The organism is Methanoculleus sp., from assembly GCF_030019085.1.
GTDB lineage: Archaea > Halobacteriota > Methanomicrobia > Methanomicrobiales > Methanoculleaceae > Methanoculleus.
Window position 1 is genome coordinate 41,526 of record NZ_JASEFJ010000001.1, and the last position, 15,324, is coordinate 56,849.

A 15,324-nucleotide genomic window follows, 5' to 3' on the forward strand; every position below is an offset into this window, starting at 1 on the left:
ATCGGGACGAGATCTGTCTGGCTAATTACCATGGCCCGACTGCTGGTGTTGCAAAGCGCCGGCCTGTTTTTTCTGCATAATCAGTATTCATGCTCTGTATTGGAGTTTCTGGCTCATGGTGCGCGCTTTTATAATAGTGGTACAAATTTTTGGGAGAGCGATCCGGGGTGGTATCACCGCGCCCGGATCTCCCGCGCCACCCTGCGCCCAAGTTCGTATGCCCTGGTGAGTTCGTCCTCGTCGGGACGGTAGTTTACCTGGAACCCGCCTTCGATCACCTCGATCCCGGCCTCTTTCAGCGCCTCCTCAATCTGGGCGACCGCGCCGCCCATGCCGCCATGCGATCCGAAGCCGCAACCTATCTTCTTCGCCGTCAGGCGACCGGGCTGGAGACCGCGGAGGTAACTCAGGAACCCGGCAACCGTTGGGAGAACCTCGTCCTGGAGCGTCGGTGACCCCACAAGGACAGCCTTTGAGTCGAGGATCTCCGTGACGATATCGCTCCGGTGCGTCCCCTCGTAGCGGCCGTCGCGCAGGAGACATAGCCGGAGGTCAACGCCCTCGGACATCACGCCCTCGGCGATCGCCTTTGCCAGCATGGTGGTCGAACCGTGCATGGTGTCGTAGACGATCGTAACCTTATCCTTTGAGACGCCATGACTCCAGTCGGTGTAGGCTTTGAGGATCTCCCCTGCGTGCCACCGCCAGATGATGCCATGGCTTGGCGCGATCATCCGGATATCGATCCCGAGCTTTCCAACCTCATCAAGTTTCTTCAGGACCTTTGGTGCAAGCGGGATGATCAGGTTTGCGAAGAACTTCTTCGCATGGGCCATTGCCGCATCGATCCCAAGTTCATCGTCGAACCGCGCAGCACTCGCGACGTGTTGCCCGAAGGCGTCGTTCGGGAAGAGGATTGCGTCCTCGCCAAGGTAGGTGAACATCGAGTCAGGCCAGTGGAGCATCGGCGCCTCCAGGAACGTCAGCGTCTTCCCGCCGAGGTCGAGCGTGTCACCGCTCCTGACAACATGGATCTTCCAGCCTGTCGTGTCATAGTGTCGGGCAAGACCTGCCTTTGCTCTCGCCGTACAGTATATCGGCGTGTCGGGCATCCGGCGCATGAACTCAGGGAGGGTACCCGAGTGGTCCATCTCGATGTGGTTTACGACGATACAGTCTATCTCTGAAGGGTCGCAGACCGACCTGATGCGCGCGATCACCTCCTTCTCAAACCCGTGGTATGCTCCGTCGATTAGTGCTGTCTTCTCACTACCCCGGACGAGGTAGGCGTTGTAGGTCGTTCCCGGCAGGGTGTAGCCGTGGTACTCCCTGAGATTCCAGTCGATTGCTCCAACCCAGTGTACACCGGGTGCAAGCTTTACAGCCTTCATATCCATATTCATCACCTCTTTGTTCGGTATAATGCGAACATTCTATTATATCCGAACAATTGATATATCTTCGTTTCGATCTTACTCTATGGAGCAGGGTATGGACGTCGGTGGGAAAACTGGCCGACATAAGCCCGGGCAGGAGATAGACCTCTACTCGACCCCTGATGGGGCGCAGGCGGTCGAGAACCCTGTGCGGCGCGCGATCTTGGCAGCCCTCCATGAGCGGGAGCGGACGTTCGAGGAGATCGTTGCGCTTGTGGGCCGGGCAAAGTCCACGGTCTCGGTGCACCTCCAGGAGATGGCTGCTGCCGGTATGGTTGGATCCCGCGCCGACCCTGAGGACTCGAGGCGGAAGGTCTTCTACCTCACCGGGGACCTGGTCGCGAGCCTTTCGCCGGAGGGGCGGGTGACCGGCGACCTCGCCGCCTACGCGGGGGCATACCGGAGGGGTATGGCCGATCCATTCGAGTTCTACCGTCTGGCGTTCCGGACGATCCGGGTCGCGCTAATGCAGGAAGGGATCCTGCTTGACCCTCTTCTGACACGGGCGGGGAGGTGCGTGGGTGAGGTACTCTACCCCACGCTTGCCGAACCGGATACTGAACAGTTCTGCACAAATATTGCCCGGTTCTGGGAGGTGCACCATCTCGGACGGGTCGAGATCGAAAGACTGGATCCCCTCACCCTCCTTGTCTATGACTGTTTCGAGTGCGCCGATCTCCCTGTGACCGGTCGGCCCGCGTGCGCATTTGACTCGGGTATCCTGAGTGCTCTCTTCTCCCGCCACTACGCCCGATCTGCAGTGGCGATCGAGACCGGGTGCTATTCAATGGGATTTGATCACTGCAGGTTTGAGATAACTTGGGATGGCTCATGATCTGTGGCCAGGCCCAGGACCTATCTCTCCTTAAAGGTCTTTGAATAAAGTTCTGAATGCTCCTGTCTCAGAAGAGTGACTGGAGGGGGACGATCCTGAATCGTTGACCCCTTCGTTCTTGCCTCGTACGACGTCCATGTTACAAGCGCCCCTCTCTCCTCCGGCGATTCGCCCCATCAGATTGCCCGAAAGATCGCGAGAGATGAATCTCCGTTTTTCCATCTTTTAGGTAGGGTGCAGGTGGTAAAGGCGGTCTTCAGAGAGGGGCATACCTTGAGTCATTGAACTGTTCCATCACCATGGCACAGTATTTCATGATGAATCTCCCCCTCCCCCTGTCTCTCCAGGCAGGGAGTCTACCGTCTCCTCACTTTTTGTCGAGACGATCTCTACCTGCAAATCTTGCAAATCCCGGATGAGTGGGGGCGGTTTTGTGTCGATGCAGACCCCATCCGGAATATGTTCCTGGATGATGCTTATTAAACCGGGGCATCGCCTGAAGAAACTGGTTTGAAAGCCTCTCTTTAGATCCACTGCGGTCTCTACCTCCTGAATCCCTGCCAGTATAACTGGCCTCGCCGCCTGGCCTGTTCTCTCGCTCCCCTTATTCCGTGCTTTTCCGGGGTTTCGTGGCGCGTCGGTCAGGATAAGGTGTAACCACCATTCCCGGTATGATGGTGGTTATGACCCTGCCCTCCGGCCCTGGTCGAGGCACACATTTTTATACCAAACCGGGTAGTAAATCAAATCTCTTTGATATGGTCATAAAATCAGCTAAATTAAATAGAATGGGCCGCAATTCCATATGAACAAGGTGACAGAAATGAAACAATCAAAAACGGCAATCCTTGCCGTCCTGAGTCTCGTGGTCATAGCGAGCCTGATGGTTGCGGGATGCACGAACACCGGGGAGACCCCTGGAGAGACAACATTGACGGTCTTTACGGCCGCATCGCTTACCGGAGCCTTCACTGACATCGCCAGAGCCTACGAAGCGGAGAACCCGGGAATCAAAGTCGACCTGGTCTTCGACGGTTCACAGACGCTCCGCACCCAGATCGAGCAGGGAGCAAACGCCGATATCTTCGTATCCGCAAGTACGAAGCACATGCAGGCCCTTCAGGCCGCCGGGTTCATGGATAATGATACCGTCGTGAACTTCGTCGGGAACAGCATGGCCCTGATAGTCCCGATCGATAACCCGGCGAAGATCACCGGACTTGCAGACCTGGCAAAACCCGGCGTGAAGATCGTCATCGGTACAAAAGATGTTCCCTTTGGTGACTACACCCGTCAGGTGCTCGATAAACTGGCCGCCGACCCTGCCTACGGCGAGGCTTACCGGGAGGCCGTTATGAACAACGTCATCTCCGAGGAGACAGCTGTGAGCAACGTTGTGCCCAAACTGGCGCTTGGCGAGGCAGACGCGGCGTTCGTCTATAAGTCCGATGTCTCGAAGGAGGACCTGACCAAAGTGACACGTATCGATATCCCGGAGGAGTATAACGTGATGGCCACATACCCGCTTGGCATCCTGGCAGACTCGGCGCACAAGGCTGAAGCGAAGTCGTTCGTGGAATTCATCCGCGGCCCGGTCGGCAGTTCCATCCTGCAAGACTATGGATTCGACCCCCTCCCGGCAGGGTCGTGAGGTGTTTCGGCACGCGGGGCGTGTGCGGTTTTCAAGAGGGGTTCTAACCCTCTTCGTCGCCGCCTTTCTTGTGCTATTCACCCTCTTTGTCACCCTGCCGGTCGTATCACTCTTCCTGCGGATATCGCCGGAAGCCTTCTTCCGTTCTCTCGCCGAACCGGTGGTGATCGACGCTCTCTCCCTCTCCCTCACCACCGCTACGGCAAGCACGGCGATCGTCGTCTTATTCGGGACGCCGCTTGCCCTGGTGAACGCCCGACACGAATACCCCGGGAGGGCACTTGTCGATACCCTTACCGATCTCCCTATCGTCCTGCCGCCTGCAGTGGCGGGCATCGCGCTCCTGATGGCGTTTGGACGCCGGGGCGTGGTCGGGCAGTATCTCAATGAGTTTGGTATATCCATTGCCTTCACCACGGTTGCGGTTATCCTGGCACAGGTATTTGTCGCATCGCCGTTCTACATCAGGCAGGCGCGGGCGAGTTTCGAGGCGGTCGACCGCATATATGAGGATGCAGCACGGACGCTTGGCGCCTCCCCGCCTACCGTCGCCATCAGGGTCACCATCCCGCTTGCGTGGGGTGGCCTCGTCTCCGGTGCGATACTCTCGTTTGCCCGTGCACTCGGGGAGTTCGGCGCTACGATCATGTTTGCCGGGAACTTCCAGGGTCGGACGCGGACGATGCCGCTTGCCATCTACACAACGATGCAGGGTGACCTGGATGCGGCAATCAGTCTTGCGATCATCCTGGTCATGATATCGTTCGTGGTTATCGCTGCGGTGAAGGTCATCACCCGGAGGAAGTTCTGATGCTCGCATTTCGTGCAGTCCGACAACTCCGCGATTTCGTCCTTGATCTCGCGCTATCAGTCAGGCCCGGGGAGACCCTTGTCCTGATCGGGGAGAACGGCGCGGGCAAGTCGACGGTGCTGAACCTGATCTCCGGCATCCTCACACCCGATGAGGGGGAGATCACGCTCGGTGATAAAATACTCTTCTCGAGCGAAGAGCGGATCAACGTACCGCCCGAGAGCCGGAACATCGGCCACCTCTTCCAGTCCTACGCCCTCTTCCCGCACATGACCGTTGCTGAGAACGTAGCGTTCGGTCTCCGGTGCAGAAGGCTACCAGAACCGGAGATCAAGCGCGCGGTTGCGGAGCAACTTGCGGTGATGAAGATCTCAGAACTCGCGGATATCAACGTAGGCCGACTCTCCGGTGGACAGCGACAGCGTGTAGCCCTCGCCAGGGCACTGGTGCTCGAACCGGACCTCCTCCTGCTCGACGAACCTCTCGCCGCGGTAGACATGCGTGCCCAGAGTGCAATGCGCCGTGAACTCCGCGAGAGGATCCGGGAGACCGGTATCCCGTGCATCATCGTCACCCACAACCTGCGTGACGCCGTGGAACTCGGTGACCGTCTCTGCCTCATCGAGGATGGAAGGCTGTTTGCTGATGGCAGACCGGAAGAGGTGCTCGGAATGCGGGAAAACGGGTTTATCGCGAGTTTTGTCGGGTAGCAGGGTTCAAGGCGGTGAAACCGTTTCTTGCCGGCAGCCCACTCCGCCGGACGCAGTAGAGATACTCCTGTGCATACCCGGCGTAATCCCCGAAGTATTCCCGTGCAAATTTTCGGATCCGCTCATAGACCGTAGGGGTGCATTCCCTCCCCTCAAGTTCCGGGAGGTACGCCTCTGTCATGATCCGGTGGATCCAGACATCGACCGGAAACGCCTCGAAGAAGCCGAACGCAAAGAGCAGCACGCAGTCAGCCGCCTTCGGGCCGACCCCTCGAAACCGCATCAGCGCTTCTCGGGCCTCCTCGAAAGGGAGGGCGGCGATCCGCTCCGCCCAGTCCTGGTTCTCCGCCACATACAGAGCGGCCTCCCTGACCGCGTCCGCCCGGTAACCGACCTTGCACTCCCGCAGGTCTGTGCAGGAGAGCGTTGCAAGTGCCTCAGGTTCCGGGAACGCATAAGCCCTGCCGGCAGGTCCTTCTATCGGTTTTCCGTAACGCTCTGCCATGAGGGCGATCCGTCGCTTCACCGCCGGGATGTTTGTGTTTGTGGCGCAGATGTAGGAGACCAGGCACTCCCAATGGGGTTGCCTGACCAGCCTGAGACCCATGCACTCCCTGATGGCAGCGCCGATCACGGGATCGCGATCGATCGAGGCGAGGATGGACTGGATGTCCTGATCGAGCCTGAAGTAGTCGCTGATGAACCGCGCATCCGCTCCGGTAAAGATAAGAAGGTCACCCTCCTGCCGTATCCGGATCGCCCTCCCGGCCACGACACCATACCACCAGCCGTCCACCTCCTCCCAGCGGAACGCCTGCCCGCAGGATAGCGTCCGGTCGAGGTCAAACGGTTGGTCAGGCCGGAGCACCATCGTTCTCATAGCCGGCTGGGAAAAAGAGTCGGTTATTCGCTCTTCTCATCCTTCGTCTGCTGGTAGACACAGGACTGGACGTCCTGGCCGAGTTTCCCGATCGCGTCCGCCCTGCAGCGGGCACAGTGGCGCATCTGTTTGATGTAGGGAGCACACCGGTCCTGCATCTCTCGTTTCTCTGTCGGTGTTGGAGGATTGATATTGGCGAACTTATACTGCGGGATGAGCGGTATGACGTTGAAGGTGAACGCTCCCATCTCCCCGACCTTCTTTGCTATCTCCGGGATATGCTCGTCATTAATCCCCGGGATGTAGACGGTGTTGATCTTTACAAACATCTTCCTTGCAACAGCCATCTCGATTCCGCGGAGTTGCCGGGAAAGCAGGAGTTCAGCCGCCTCGCGGCCGTGATACCTCTTACCCTCATACTCTACCCAGGAGTAGATCTTCTCCCCGATCTCCGGATCGACGGCGTTGAGCGTCACCGTAACGTTCCCGACATCGTATCTCTCCAGGTCATCGATCGAGTCGGGGAGCAGGAGCCCGTTCGTGCTGATGCACATGATCAGGTGTGGGAACTCCTCGTGGACAAGCCGCAACGTCTCAAAAGTCTCGGGGTTTGCCAGCGGTTCGCCGGGTCCCGCGATGCCGATCACCTTGACATAGGGGTAGTCTCTGATGACTTTTCTGACCAGGTCAAGCCCCTCCTGTGGGCTGAGGACTCTGCTCGTCACCCCCGGCCGGCTCTCGTTAACGCAATCGTAGTTCCGCACGCAGTAGTTACACTGGATGTTGCATCTCGGAGCGACGGGGAGGTGACACCGCCCGAAGGCGTGGCATGCTTTATCGGAATAACAGGGATGTTCGCTGATCTTTCGCAGTTGCTCCGGATCGTAAGGAACTTCCCTGCCCTCAACCGTCGCGGTCCGGTATTCGTCGGCCATATGATATGATCTCTGTGGCCGTGGGTTATATACTGATGGTTGCTGTCACTCTGGACCCGGGTCAGGCCGCCTCCCCGGCATCAAGTGGCAACCGTTCTGCACCATCTCCCCGTGTTCTGTTTTCCATCTCCATCCCAAACCGCTCCTCTGCGGTTTTGAGGATCCGACCGAGCATCGCGGTGTATGAGAGGCCCGCATACTTTGCCATCTTTGCAAGATGACCATCCCAGCACCACCCCGGGTTCGGGTTGACCTCCAGGAGTTTCGGGTTGCCCTGAGCATCGAGACGCCAGTCGAACCGGCAGTAGTCGCGGCACTCAAGACGCTCGAAGAGTGCGATGCAACACCTCACGATCAGTTTCTCGGTGTCCTCCGGTAGATCCGCGGGTTTCGATGTGATCTTCCAGTAAGGTGAGTCCGGTAGCCATTTTGCCTCGTAGCCGCATATTCGTGGAAGTTCGGGTGGCAGCGCGGAGTAGTCCTCTTCGATGATGGGAAGCACCGTGCATGGTCCTGGCGGGTTCCCGATGATCCCGACGCTTATATCCTTACCGGTGAGGAACTCCTCGAGAAGGAGCGAGCGGTCGTAGCCGAGCGTTGCTCGCATGGAGTTAATGATATTGGAGATCTCTTCGATGGTGTGGGCGATACTCTTTGCGGTAATGCCGTATGAGGAGTCACCCGTGTTCGGTTTGACGATCACCGGGAAATTCACCCCAACCTCGTAGGTGCGGTCACCCGGTGCGATAAAACAGGCCTCCGGCACCGGTATTCCCATCTCCTTTGCGATCCCGCGGACGAGCGATTTATCGTAGCAGAAGGCGAGCGACTGCGGCCCTGCTCCCGTATAGGGGAGGTCCAGCATCTCAAGAAGCGCCGGCACGTGGAGTTCCCGGCGAGGGTCGTTGTTGAAACCCTCGTCGCAGAGGTTGAGGACATAGTCCACCCGTCCTTTCAGCCTCAGGAGATCACGGATAAGCGTATCGTGCTTGCATAGGTAGGTGAACCGGTACCCGGGCAGTTCGCGGAGGGCCGCCTTCATGCGTTCGATGGTGTAGATGTCATCGTCGTCAAAGACGCAGGCAGGTTTCAGCGGATCGGGTTTGTCCGGGTCGCCGAGTAGCACCGCTATGTGTTTTGTCCTTCCCTGCCCTCTCCCCCTCGTCGTCGACCTAGTCGTCGACCATTCTTTCCTGATCTGAGCGGTGACGATGTATCGGCGCTCCATCATGCCGAGATCCTGGTTGCGCTCTGACTCGGTGGCGATCTCGTGGAAGGCGATCTCGGAGAAACCTGCCCGTTCCAGGAGTCTCTGGAGTGCATCCGGGGTGTAGAGACGTTCAGCGTAAAACTGGTCGGCCACAACGCCCTTCTCGACATCGGTGATAACCTCGCGGGATATCAGGCGCTGTTCATCCAGCGAGAGCGACCGTTCGCGGCAGACAAACATCCCCGTGTCGATCCACTCCCACGACCTTGGTTGAAAGTGCGCTTTGAGATACCCGCCGTCGGCAATATCCAGCAGTAGCCGTCCCCAGGGCTTCAGAACGCGCCGGAGCTCGTTGAGGATCTGCATATCCTCATCAACGGAATCGAAGTAGCCGAAGCTGTTCCCGAGGACGAGGGCCACGTCGTAGGTGTCGTTGCGGTATGGGAGCCTCCTTGCATCCCCCTCCCGGAACCTGACCGCAAGTCCTTCCTTCTTTGCGGTCGAGCGCGCGCGCTGGATCAGGTAATGCGACCGATCAAGCCCCTCGACGTTATATCCCCTGCGCGCAAGTTCCAGGGTATGTCTGCCCTGGCCGCAGCAGAGATCAAGGATCTTATCATCGGGTTGGAGGTGCAGGATCCGGATGATCCGGTCGATCTCATTCCTGGTGATCCGGGGATCTTCGACAACGTCGCCATCGGTCTTGAGATAGAGGTTGTTGAAGATACCTCTCCACCAGTCAGGCTTTACGTAATTCTCCAGATTTGGGACAGGGCCTAGTGACCTCCTCTCCTGGTGTTTGCCCCGGCGCCTGCTATCTGGGGGTTCATCAGTGTTTGCTTCGCCGTTCATGCCGGTCAGCATCCCCTGGTTTCTTTTCCGGAATCGGACATGTATCCTCCCGGTTTACAAAATAGAACGGTTGTAGTCTGCATACCTGGATGATCATTCGATAGGATGGTATCGATAAAAGTGTTGTGTCATGACTCCCCCTCTCCATGGAAAGAACCCCGTAAGTGCGAGATCTCCCGCATTGTATACCCGTCAGATGCCGGGCGGCGCAGGATGGATGCGATGCCATGAATTGCCCGGGTCACATCTATATATGCAGGCGGGTCATCAGGGTATGTGCAGATTGTCTGCATGGTTGAAGTATATGAATGAGAGATACCCCCGCAGGGGCCCAAGTTCGTTCCAGGACCGCCCTCGCGAGTTCCATAAAGCGGTCTGTTCCGACTGCGGCAAAGAGTGTGAAGTTCCTTTCAAGCCCACGGAAGGTAGGCCGGTCTACTGTCGCGACTGCCTTCCCAGGCACAGAAAACCCAGATTTTAACTTTTTTTGACCTGACCCCCTTAGACTACAAGTCGCCTCTTCATAAGCCTGATGGCCAGGCTGCAGAAGACCGCCGTGGCCACTGCTATCCAGGCGAGGTTAAGCAGGTTTGCCGCTGAAACCGCCTCGAGCGTGATCGCCCGGTTTATCTCGACAACATGAGTGAGCGGGAGGACAGCCAGGGCAAAGTAGCGGACGACCTCCGGGAGGAGGTCGAGCGGGAAGAACGTCCCGGAGAAGAGGAACATAGGCGTGATGAAGAGGAATGAGGGGTAGTTCAGCGTCTCTATGCTCGGTGTGATCGCTGTGAAACACATCGCTATACCCGCAAAGAGGAGTCCTGCAAGGAACGCAAATGGGATCAGAAGCAGGGAAGAGGGCATGGTGGCAACGCCGAAGAGTATGAGCACCGGGAGCATCAGCCCGGCGTAGATCACTCCTCTCGTGGCGCCCCAGATCATCTCCCCGGCGATCACCTCACCTATGCTGACCGGAGTTGCGATGATGGCGTCAAACGTCTTCTGGTAGTACATACGGACAAACGAGGAGTACGTGCACTCGTAGAAGGCTGAGTTCATCACCGATATCGAGACCAGGGCCGGTGCGATGAATACGGGGTAGGGAACACCGTCGACCGCCTCTATGTATGTCCCGAGCCCGAACCCCAGTGCCAGGAGGTAGAGGAGCGGTTCGATGAATGGGGGAATGAAGTTTACACGGTATGTCCTGAGGAAGGCCTCCAGGTCCCTCTGCCAGACACTTCCCACCCTCCGAATACGCTCAAGCATATCGCCCCTCACTCCCGCAGACTCCTACCCGTGAGACGCAGGAAGACGTCCTCCAGGGTTGCCGGACGGACAGTAACCGCCGCCTCGTGCCGGCAGAGATCGAGCAACTCGCCTACCAGGTCGTCGGCGCGATGATCGGTGAAGACCTGGAGCATATCGCCGGCAAGGTCATATGCCACACCGAGTTCGTCAAGGCAGGCCACTGTATTCTCTGTCCGCTCGACCTCTATGACCTCGTTTCCAGCATAATCGCGGACGATATCCGCCGGAGTGCCCTCGACCAGGATCCTGCCATGATCCATGATCACCAGGCGGTCGCAGAGACGTTCAGCCTCGTCCAGGTAGTGGGTGGTGAGCACAAGGGTGTTCCCTTCGGCACGGAGACCCCGGAGGGTCTCCCAGATCAGGTGCCTTGCCTGCGGGTCAAGCCCGATAGTCGGTTCGTCGAGGATGAGCAGTTCAGGCTCGTTTACGAGCGCCCGGGCGATGATCAGACGGCGTTTCATCCCGCCTGAGAGTTTCTCGATCAGGATATCCCGCTTCTCCTCAAGGCGCATGAACCTGAGGAGCCTATCCGCCCTCTCTTCTGCTAACCGCCCCGTTATGCCGAAGTAACGCGAGTAGATCAGCAGGTTCCGGTATGCCGTAAAATCCGGGTCGAGATTGTTCTCCTGTGGCACCACACCGATGCGTTTCTTGATCTCGCGCGGGTGGGTATCTACATCCATGCCAAAGACCTCCAGACTGCCGCCGCTCTTTGGGGAGATGCACTGGATCATCTTCATGGTCGTCGTCTTCCCTGCACCGTTCGGTCCGAGGAATCCGAAGACCTCCCCTTCCCTGACCCGGAACGAGACACGGTCAACCGCGACCAGGTCGCCAAACAGTTTCTCCAGGTCTTGCGCTGCGATGATCTCCTCTATCCTCTATTCCTCCATTAAGAGGTGGGGTTTTGTGGATACAACATCCTTTCGCTCTCCAACCCCGCTGGCAATGAGGGGTGCGCGGGGCCACACCCCCTCTTACTGCCGGTTGGTAGAGTAGCCTGTCGGCATCGTGATCCGCCATGGCAGGGATGCATATCCCTTTTACCGGAGAGATCGCACCACTACGCTGCAGCGATACCATGAGAGATAGTGCTGTTGAGAGGGGGAGCATAATCTATCCTCCAGACACGGTGTACGTCGCTACATCGAAATGCCACGGGCGGGGAGTCTTCGCCCGCAGGGATCTCCTGGCCGGAGAGTTGATCGAGGTCTGCCCGGTGATCGTGCTCGGCGGAGCAGATGAGCAGGAACTCCTGGATAAGACGCACCTCTTTGATTACTACTTTGAGTGGGGAGAGTTTGCTGCCGTGGCGCTTGGCTACGGTTCGTTATACAACCACTCAACTCACGCGAACGCGAGACATGTCTGCGACGTTTATCGAGGTGAGATCCGTATATACGCTCACCGTTCCATCCGGCAGGGCGAGGAGATCACGATCAACTACGGTGGTCGGCCAGACTGCTCCGACCCGGTCTGGTTCGATGCGGTGGAGGAGTGAGTCCGTGCGGCACAGCGCCCGGGCGATGCCGGTCTAATTGCTGGCTGTTCTGTTCTCTTGCGGAAGAACCTCAATTCTGAGGCAAAAATGGCCCCTTACGCGCGCACACGCGGTGTTACCGGGTAAAACCACTCAAAACGGTGGGAGGGATCAGGATTCGGGCGGATCCTCCTCGTCTGTTCGTACCCTGCAGATCCGCTCAATCGGCAGGACAAAGATCCTGCCATCGCCCGGCCGACCGGTCCTGGCGTGTGCCCGGACGATCCTGATGATCCGCTCAACATCGGCATCCTTTACGACCATCTCGATCTTTAACTTCGGGATCAGGTCGACCGGCACTGCCTTTCCCCTGAACTGGAGGGCGATACCCTTCTGCGCCCCCCGACCCATAACCTCGCTCACGGTCATTCCGTAGATGCCTTCGCCTTCAAGCGCTGTTCTAACAGCGTTAAACATCTCGGGTCTGATGATTGCAGTGACCATCTTCATCTATGTCGTCCTCCTATACCCTCGCAGACTCGCCATGCTGGGCGATGTCCAGTCCGACATACTCTTCCTCCTCGGTGACGCGAAGCCCCATCACCGCGTCGATAACCTTTGCGATAAGACAGGTCATGCCAAACGAATAACCCACGGCTATGGTCACATCCACGGCCTGGATGAGTAAAAGCCCCGGATTTCCGTACAAAAGCCCGTTCACGCCACCGATTGCTGCAACCGCAAAAATGCCGGTGGCGAGAGCGCCAAATATGCCACCCATACCGTGGATCGCCCAGGCATCGAGACTCTCATCCAGACCTCTCCGGATGCGGAAGACAAGGGCAGCGTAGCAGACGATACCGGCGCATGCACCTATCGGGATGGCAGCAATGGGCGCGACAAAACCGGCCGCCGGCGTGATAGCGACCAGACCCGCGATGGCTCCGCTGATTATCCCGACTGAACCGGGTCGGCCGCGAACCCAGGCGAGAGCGAACCAGGCAAGAGCCCCTGTCGCAGCTGCGATGTTTGTTGCAACGAAAGCGTTCACCGCAAGTCCGTCCGCTGCGAGGGCACTCCCGGCGTTGAACCCGAACCATCCAAACCAGAGGAGCGCCCCGCCCAGGAGAACCATCGGGATGTTGTTGGGTTCCATGCCGTGACCGCCGAACCCGAGACGTCTCCCGATGATCAGGGCAAGCGCCAGTGCAGAGAACCCCGAGGAGATATGGACGACCGTGCCTCCGGCAAAGTCGATAGCACCGAGTTGTGTCGCCCATCCACCGCCCCAGGCCCAGTGAGCGAGCGGGTCGTAGACCAGCGTCGTCCAGAGCAGGCCGAATACTATGAAAGAACTGATCTTTATCCGCTCTGCAACCCCTGAGGTCACGATTGCAAGCGCCAGGCCCGCGAAGACCATCTGGAAGACCATGAATAGGAGGTCGGGTATACCGTCACCCTCCATCCCTACACCCTGCAGGAAGATATGATCCAGTCCCCCGATCAATCCGCAGATATCGGTGCCAAAAGCGAGGCTGTAGCCGCAGACGACCCACTGGATGCTGACCAGGGCAAACGCAATGAATGCGAGGGCTATCATCGAGATGAAGTTCTTCCTTCTGACAAGTCCGCCGTAGAAGAGTCCCACTGCGGGTGTCATCAGCATGACCATTGCCGTGCATATGAGGACAAAGGCCGTGGCGCCGGAGTCGATCATCCGGCTACCTCCAGAACCAGAACGGTTACTCTTTCGCAATACACGGAAAGAAGTTTCCTTCTTATGGTAATAAATATTACTATGCGGTGTGTTGTGGTGTCGGGAGGAAGGACTGATACGCTTCGACGATCAAAGTGTATTTGTGGCGCAATGAGCGTGGAGAGGGGAAAAGAGAACGTACGCCGGGTCTGCGCCCATCTGAGGTCGGCAAAGACCCGCGCGGAACTTGCAGAGATCCTGTATCTGGAGGTATCTCGCTACTCGCTCTCCGACCTGCAGGCGGTGCGGGGGAGGGTTGAGCGTGACCTCAGGTTCGTCCCACGTGCCTACCGGCAGCGTCTGTATCCAAGGCTCGTGGAACAGATCTTTGATACCCACCATGCCCTCATCTCCACCATACGTCAGGGGAGGCTTCAGGTCAGTGGAGAACCGCTTCCCCCGGAATACGAGGTGTTCTGCGATATGGTCGAGAGGACATGTCTTGCTGGAGAAGAGGATGAACAGCACCTCGAACTCCTCTACTTCCTCCTTGCCGCCTTTAACCTCTTCGCCCTCGATCTCCCTGCTCACCCTGTAGGGACGCCGTTTCCCGGCGGGCTCAAGGTCGAGGTAAGGAACGGAGAGTACCTCTGCCCCGTCAGGGAGAAGGCCAACGATGTCGAGAACGCCCTCTGCCCCTACTGCCCGGCAAAACAGAGCGAGATCTGAGTTTTGCATCGCCGGGGTCTATCCACCCCTCCTTCGCAAAATCGGTTTTGTATGAAAAATTCCGGCCACTCCGATAGAGGGATGGAGGGCGGGGTGGTCCAGTCGAGATGCACATCCTGTCGGAATCCGGCCGGAGAGAGGTTCATCAAATCAGGACAGAGCCTGAAGGTACTGGTTTAACACCCCCCGACTTACTCCTCCTCGTAGCGATCGAAGAACGTAACCTCGTCGAGGGGTTTCTTCTTTGCGATCGATATCTCCTCCGGGTATCCCGCTGGCACCAGTGAGACGAGGGTATACTCTTCCGGAACGTTCAGGAGTTTCCGGACTTCCTCGGCGTAGTCTTTCTTTGCCCCCGCGACCCAGCATGACCCGACCCCCCAACCCTGGAGCGCCAGGATGAGCTGCATCGTTGCTGCGCAGCAGTCCTCAAGGTAGTACTTAGCGTCCTTCTTCCCGAAGACCGCAAAACAGATGGGAGCATTAGCGATGAACCGGCCGTTATCTGACAGGTCTGCGATTGCTTTCAGCGTGTCACGGTCGCGGATCGCCCCGAACAGCCAGGGTTGCTCGTTCCTCGCGGTTGGGGCAAGATGCGCGCAGTCAAGGGCGTCTTTCACGATCTTATCGTCTATGGGCGTGTCTTTGTACTTCCGCACGCTGTGCCTGCTCCGGATCACCGTGACGGCAAGGTTAACCGATCCACCAATCGAGCTCATGTAACGATTGTGGGCATTCCAGGCCTAAATACCTTGGGGAACGGGAGTCGATGCCGCTCTCCAGAA

Annotated in this window: 16 protein-coding genes; 7 read left to right on the forward strand and 9 right to left on the reverse strand. The window is 58.0% G+C overall.

What is annotated here, in order from left to right:
- Positions 1–173: 173 nt before the first annotated feature.
- Positions 174–1,391: an FprA family A-type flavoprotein gene (locus QMC91_RS00285; RefSeq protein ID WP_300233713.1), complete on the reverse strand. Its 1,218-nt coding sequence runs from the start codon at positions 1,389–1,391 to the stop codon at positions 174–176.
- A gap of 88 nt (positions 1,392–1,479) precedes the next feature.
- Here QMC91_RS00285 and QMC91_RS00290 point away from each other — a divergent pair, with 88 nt between their 5' ends.
- The 4 genes from QMC91_RS00290 to QMC91_RS00305 all read left to right on the forward strand — a co-directional run bounded on the left by QMC91_RS00290 (position 1,480) and on the right by QMC91_RS00305 (position 5,443).
- A complete protein-coding gene (locus tag QMC91_RS00290; RefSeq protein ID WP_300233715.1) occupies positions 1,480–2,271 on the forward strand; it encodes a V4R domain-containing protein in 792 nt (263 codons plus the stop codon).
- Positions 2,272–3,094: 823 nt separating this feature from the next.
- Positions 3,095–3,922 carry a molybdate ABC transporter substrate-binding protein gene (gene modA / locus QMC91_RS00295; RefSeq protein ID WP_300233717.1) on the forward strand — a complete coding sequence of 276 codons (828 nt, stop codon included), beginning with the start codon at positions 3,095–3,097 and terminating at the stop codon, positions 3,920–3,922.
- Positions 3,923–3,944: 22 nt separating this feature from the next.
- Positions 3,945–4,733: an ABC transporter permease gene (locus QMC91_RS00300; protein WP_300233720.1), complete on the forward strand. Its 789-nt coding sequence runs from the start codon at positions 3,945–3,947 to the stop codon at positions 4,731–4,733.
- On the forward strand, positions 4,733–5,443 hold the full coding sequence (locus tag QMC91_RS00305; RefSeq protein ID WP_300233725.1) for an ABC transporter ATP-binding protein: 711 nt from the start codon (positions 4,733–4,735) through the stop codon (positions 5,441–5,443). Before QMC91_RS00300 ends, QMC91_RS00305 begins: the two co-directional genes overlap by 1 nt.
- Here QMC91_RS00305 and QMC91_RS00310 read toward each other — a convergent pair.
- The 3 genes from QMC91_RS00310 to QMC91_RS00320 form a co-directional block, all read right to left on the reverse strand.
- Complete coding sequence (locus QMC91_RS00310) at positions 5,421–6,323, reverse strand: DNA glycosylase (RefSeq protein WP_300233727.1); 903 nt, start codon at positions 6,321–6,323, stop codon at positions 5,421–5,423. The two genes, QMC91_RS00305 and QMC91_RS00310, sit on opposite strands and share 23 nt — an antisense overlap.
- Positions 6,324–6,346: 23 nt before the next feature.
- On the reverse strand, positions 6,347–7,258 hold the full coding sequence (nifB, locus tag QMC91_RS00315; protein WP_300233730.1) for a nitrogenase cofactor biosynthesis protein NifB: 912 nt from the start codon (positions 7,256–7,258) through the stop codon (positions 6,347–6,349).
- Between the two features lie 61 nt (positions 7,259–7,319).
- Positions 7,320–9,320 (reverse strand): methyltransferase domain-containing protein, encoded by a 2,001-nt coding sequence (locus QMC91_RS00320; protein WP_300233733.1) that lies wholly within the window; start codon positions 9,318–9,320, stop codon positions 7,320–7,322.
- A 304-nt stretch (positions 9,321–9,624) separates the two neighbouring features.
- Here QMC91_RS00320 and QMC91_RS00325 point away from each other — a divergent pair, with 304 nt between their 5' ends.
- Entirely contained in the window at positions 9,625–9,801 is a 177-nt protein-coding gene (locus QMC91_RS00325) for a CxxC-x17-CxxC domain-containing protein (RefSeq protein ID WP_300233736.1), read from the forward strand.
- Between the two features lie 20 nt (positions 9,802–9,821).
- Here QMC91_RS00325 and QMC91_RS00330 read toward each other — a convergent pair whose 3' ends face one another.
- Together QMC91_RS00330 and QMC91_RS00335 are read right to left on the reverse strand one after the other, a co-directional pair.
- Positions 9,822–10,589, reverse strand: coding sequence for an ABC transporter permease (locus tag QMC91_RS00330; protein WP_300233739.1), 768 nt, complete (start codon positions 10,587–10,589; stop codon positions 9,822–9,824).
- A gap of 8 nt (positions 10,590–10,597) precedes the next feature.
- Entirely contained in the window at positions 10,598–11,512 is a 915-nt protein-coding gene (locus QMC91_RS00335; protein ID WP_300234113.1) for an ABC transporter ATP-binding protein, read from the reverse strand.
- Positions 11,513–11,655: 143 nt separating this feature from the next.
- Here QMC91_RS00335 and QMC91_RS00340 point away from each other — a divergent pair, with 143 nt between their 5' ends.
- Positions 11,656–12,135: an SET domain-containing protein gene (locus QMC91_RS00340; RefSeq protein WP_300233742.1), complete on the forward strand. Its 480-nt coding sequence runs from the start codon at positions 11,656–11,658 to the stop codon at positions 12,133–12,135.
- A 150-nt stretch (positions 12,136–12,285) separates the two neighbouring features.
- Here the strand turns inward: QMC91_RS00340 and QMC91_RS00345 are convergent, their stop codons facing one another.
- On the reverse strand, positions 12,286–12,624 hold the full coding sequence (locus QMC91_RS00345; RefSeq protein ID WP_300233745.1) for a P-II family nitrogen regulator: 339 nt from the start codon (positions 12,622–12,624) through the stop codon (positions 12,286–12,288).
- Between the two features lie 13 nt (positions 12,625–12,637).
- Positions 12,638–13,831, reverse strand: coding sequence for an ammonium transporter (locus QMC91_RS00350; protein WP_300233748.1), 1,194 nt, complete (start codon positions 13,829–13,831; stop codon positions 12,638–12,640).
- A gap of 150 nt (positions 13,832–13,981) precedes the next feature.
- Here QMC91_RS00350 and QMC91_RS00355 point away from each other — a divergent pair, with 150 nt between their 5' ends.
- A complete protein-coding gene (locus tag QMC91_RS00355; protein WP_300233753.1) occupies positions 13,982–14,539 on the forward strand; it encodes a DUF2115 domain-containing protein in 558 nt (185 codons plus the stop codon).
- A gap of 191 nt (positions 14,540–14,730) precedes the next feature.
- Here QMC91_RS00355 and QMC91_RS00360 read toward each other — a convergent pair whose 3' ends face one another.
- Complete coding sequence (locus QMC91_RS00360; protein ID WP_300233756.1) at positions 14,731–15,258, reverse strand: nitroreductase family protein; 528 nt, start codon at positions 15,256–15,258, stop codon at positions 14,731–14,733.
- Between the last annotated feature and the right edge of the window lie 66 nt (positions 15,259–15,324).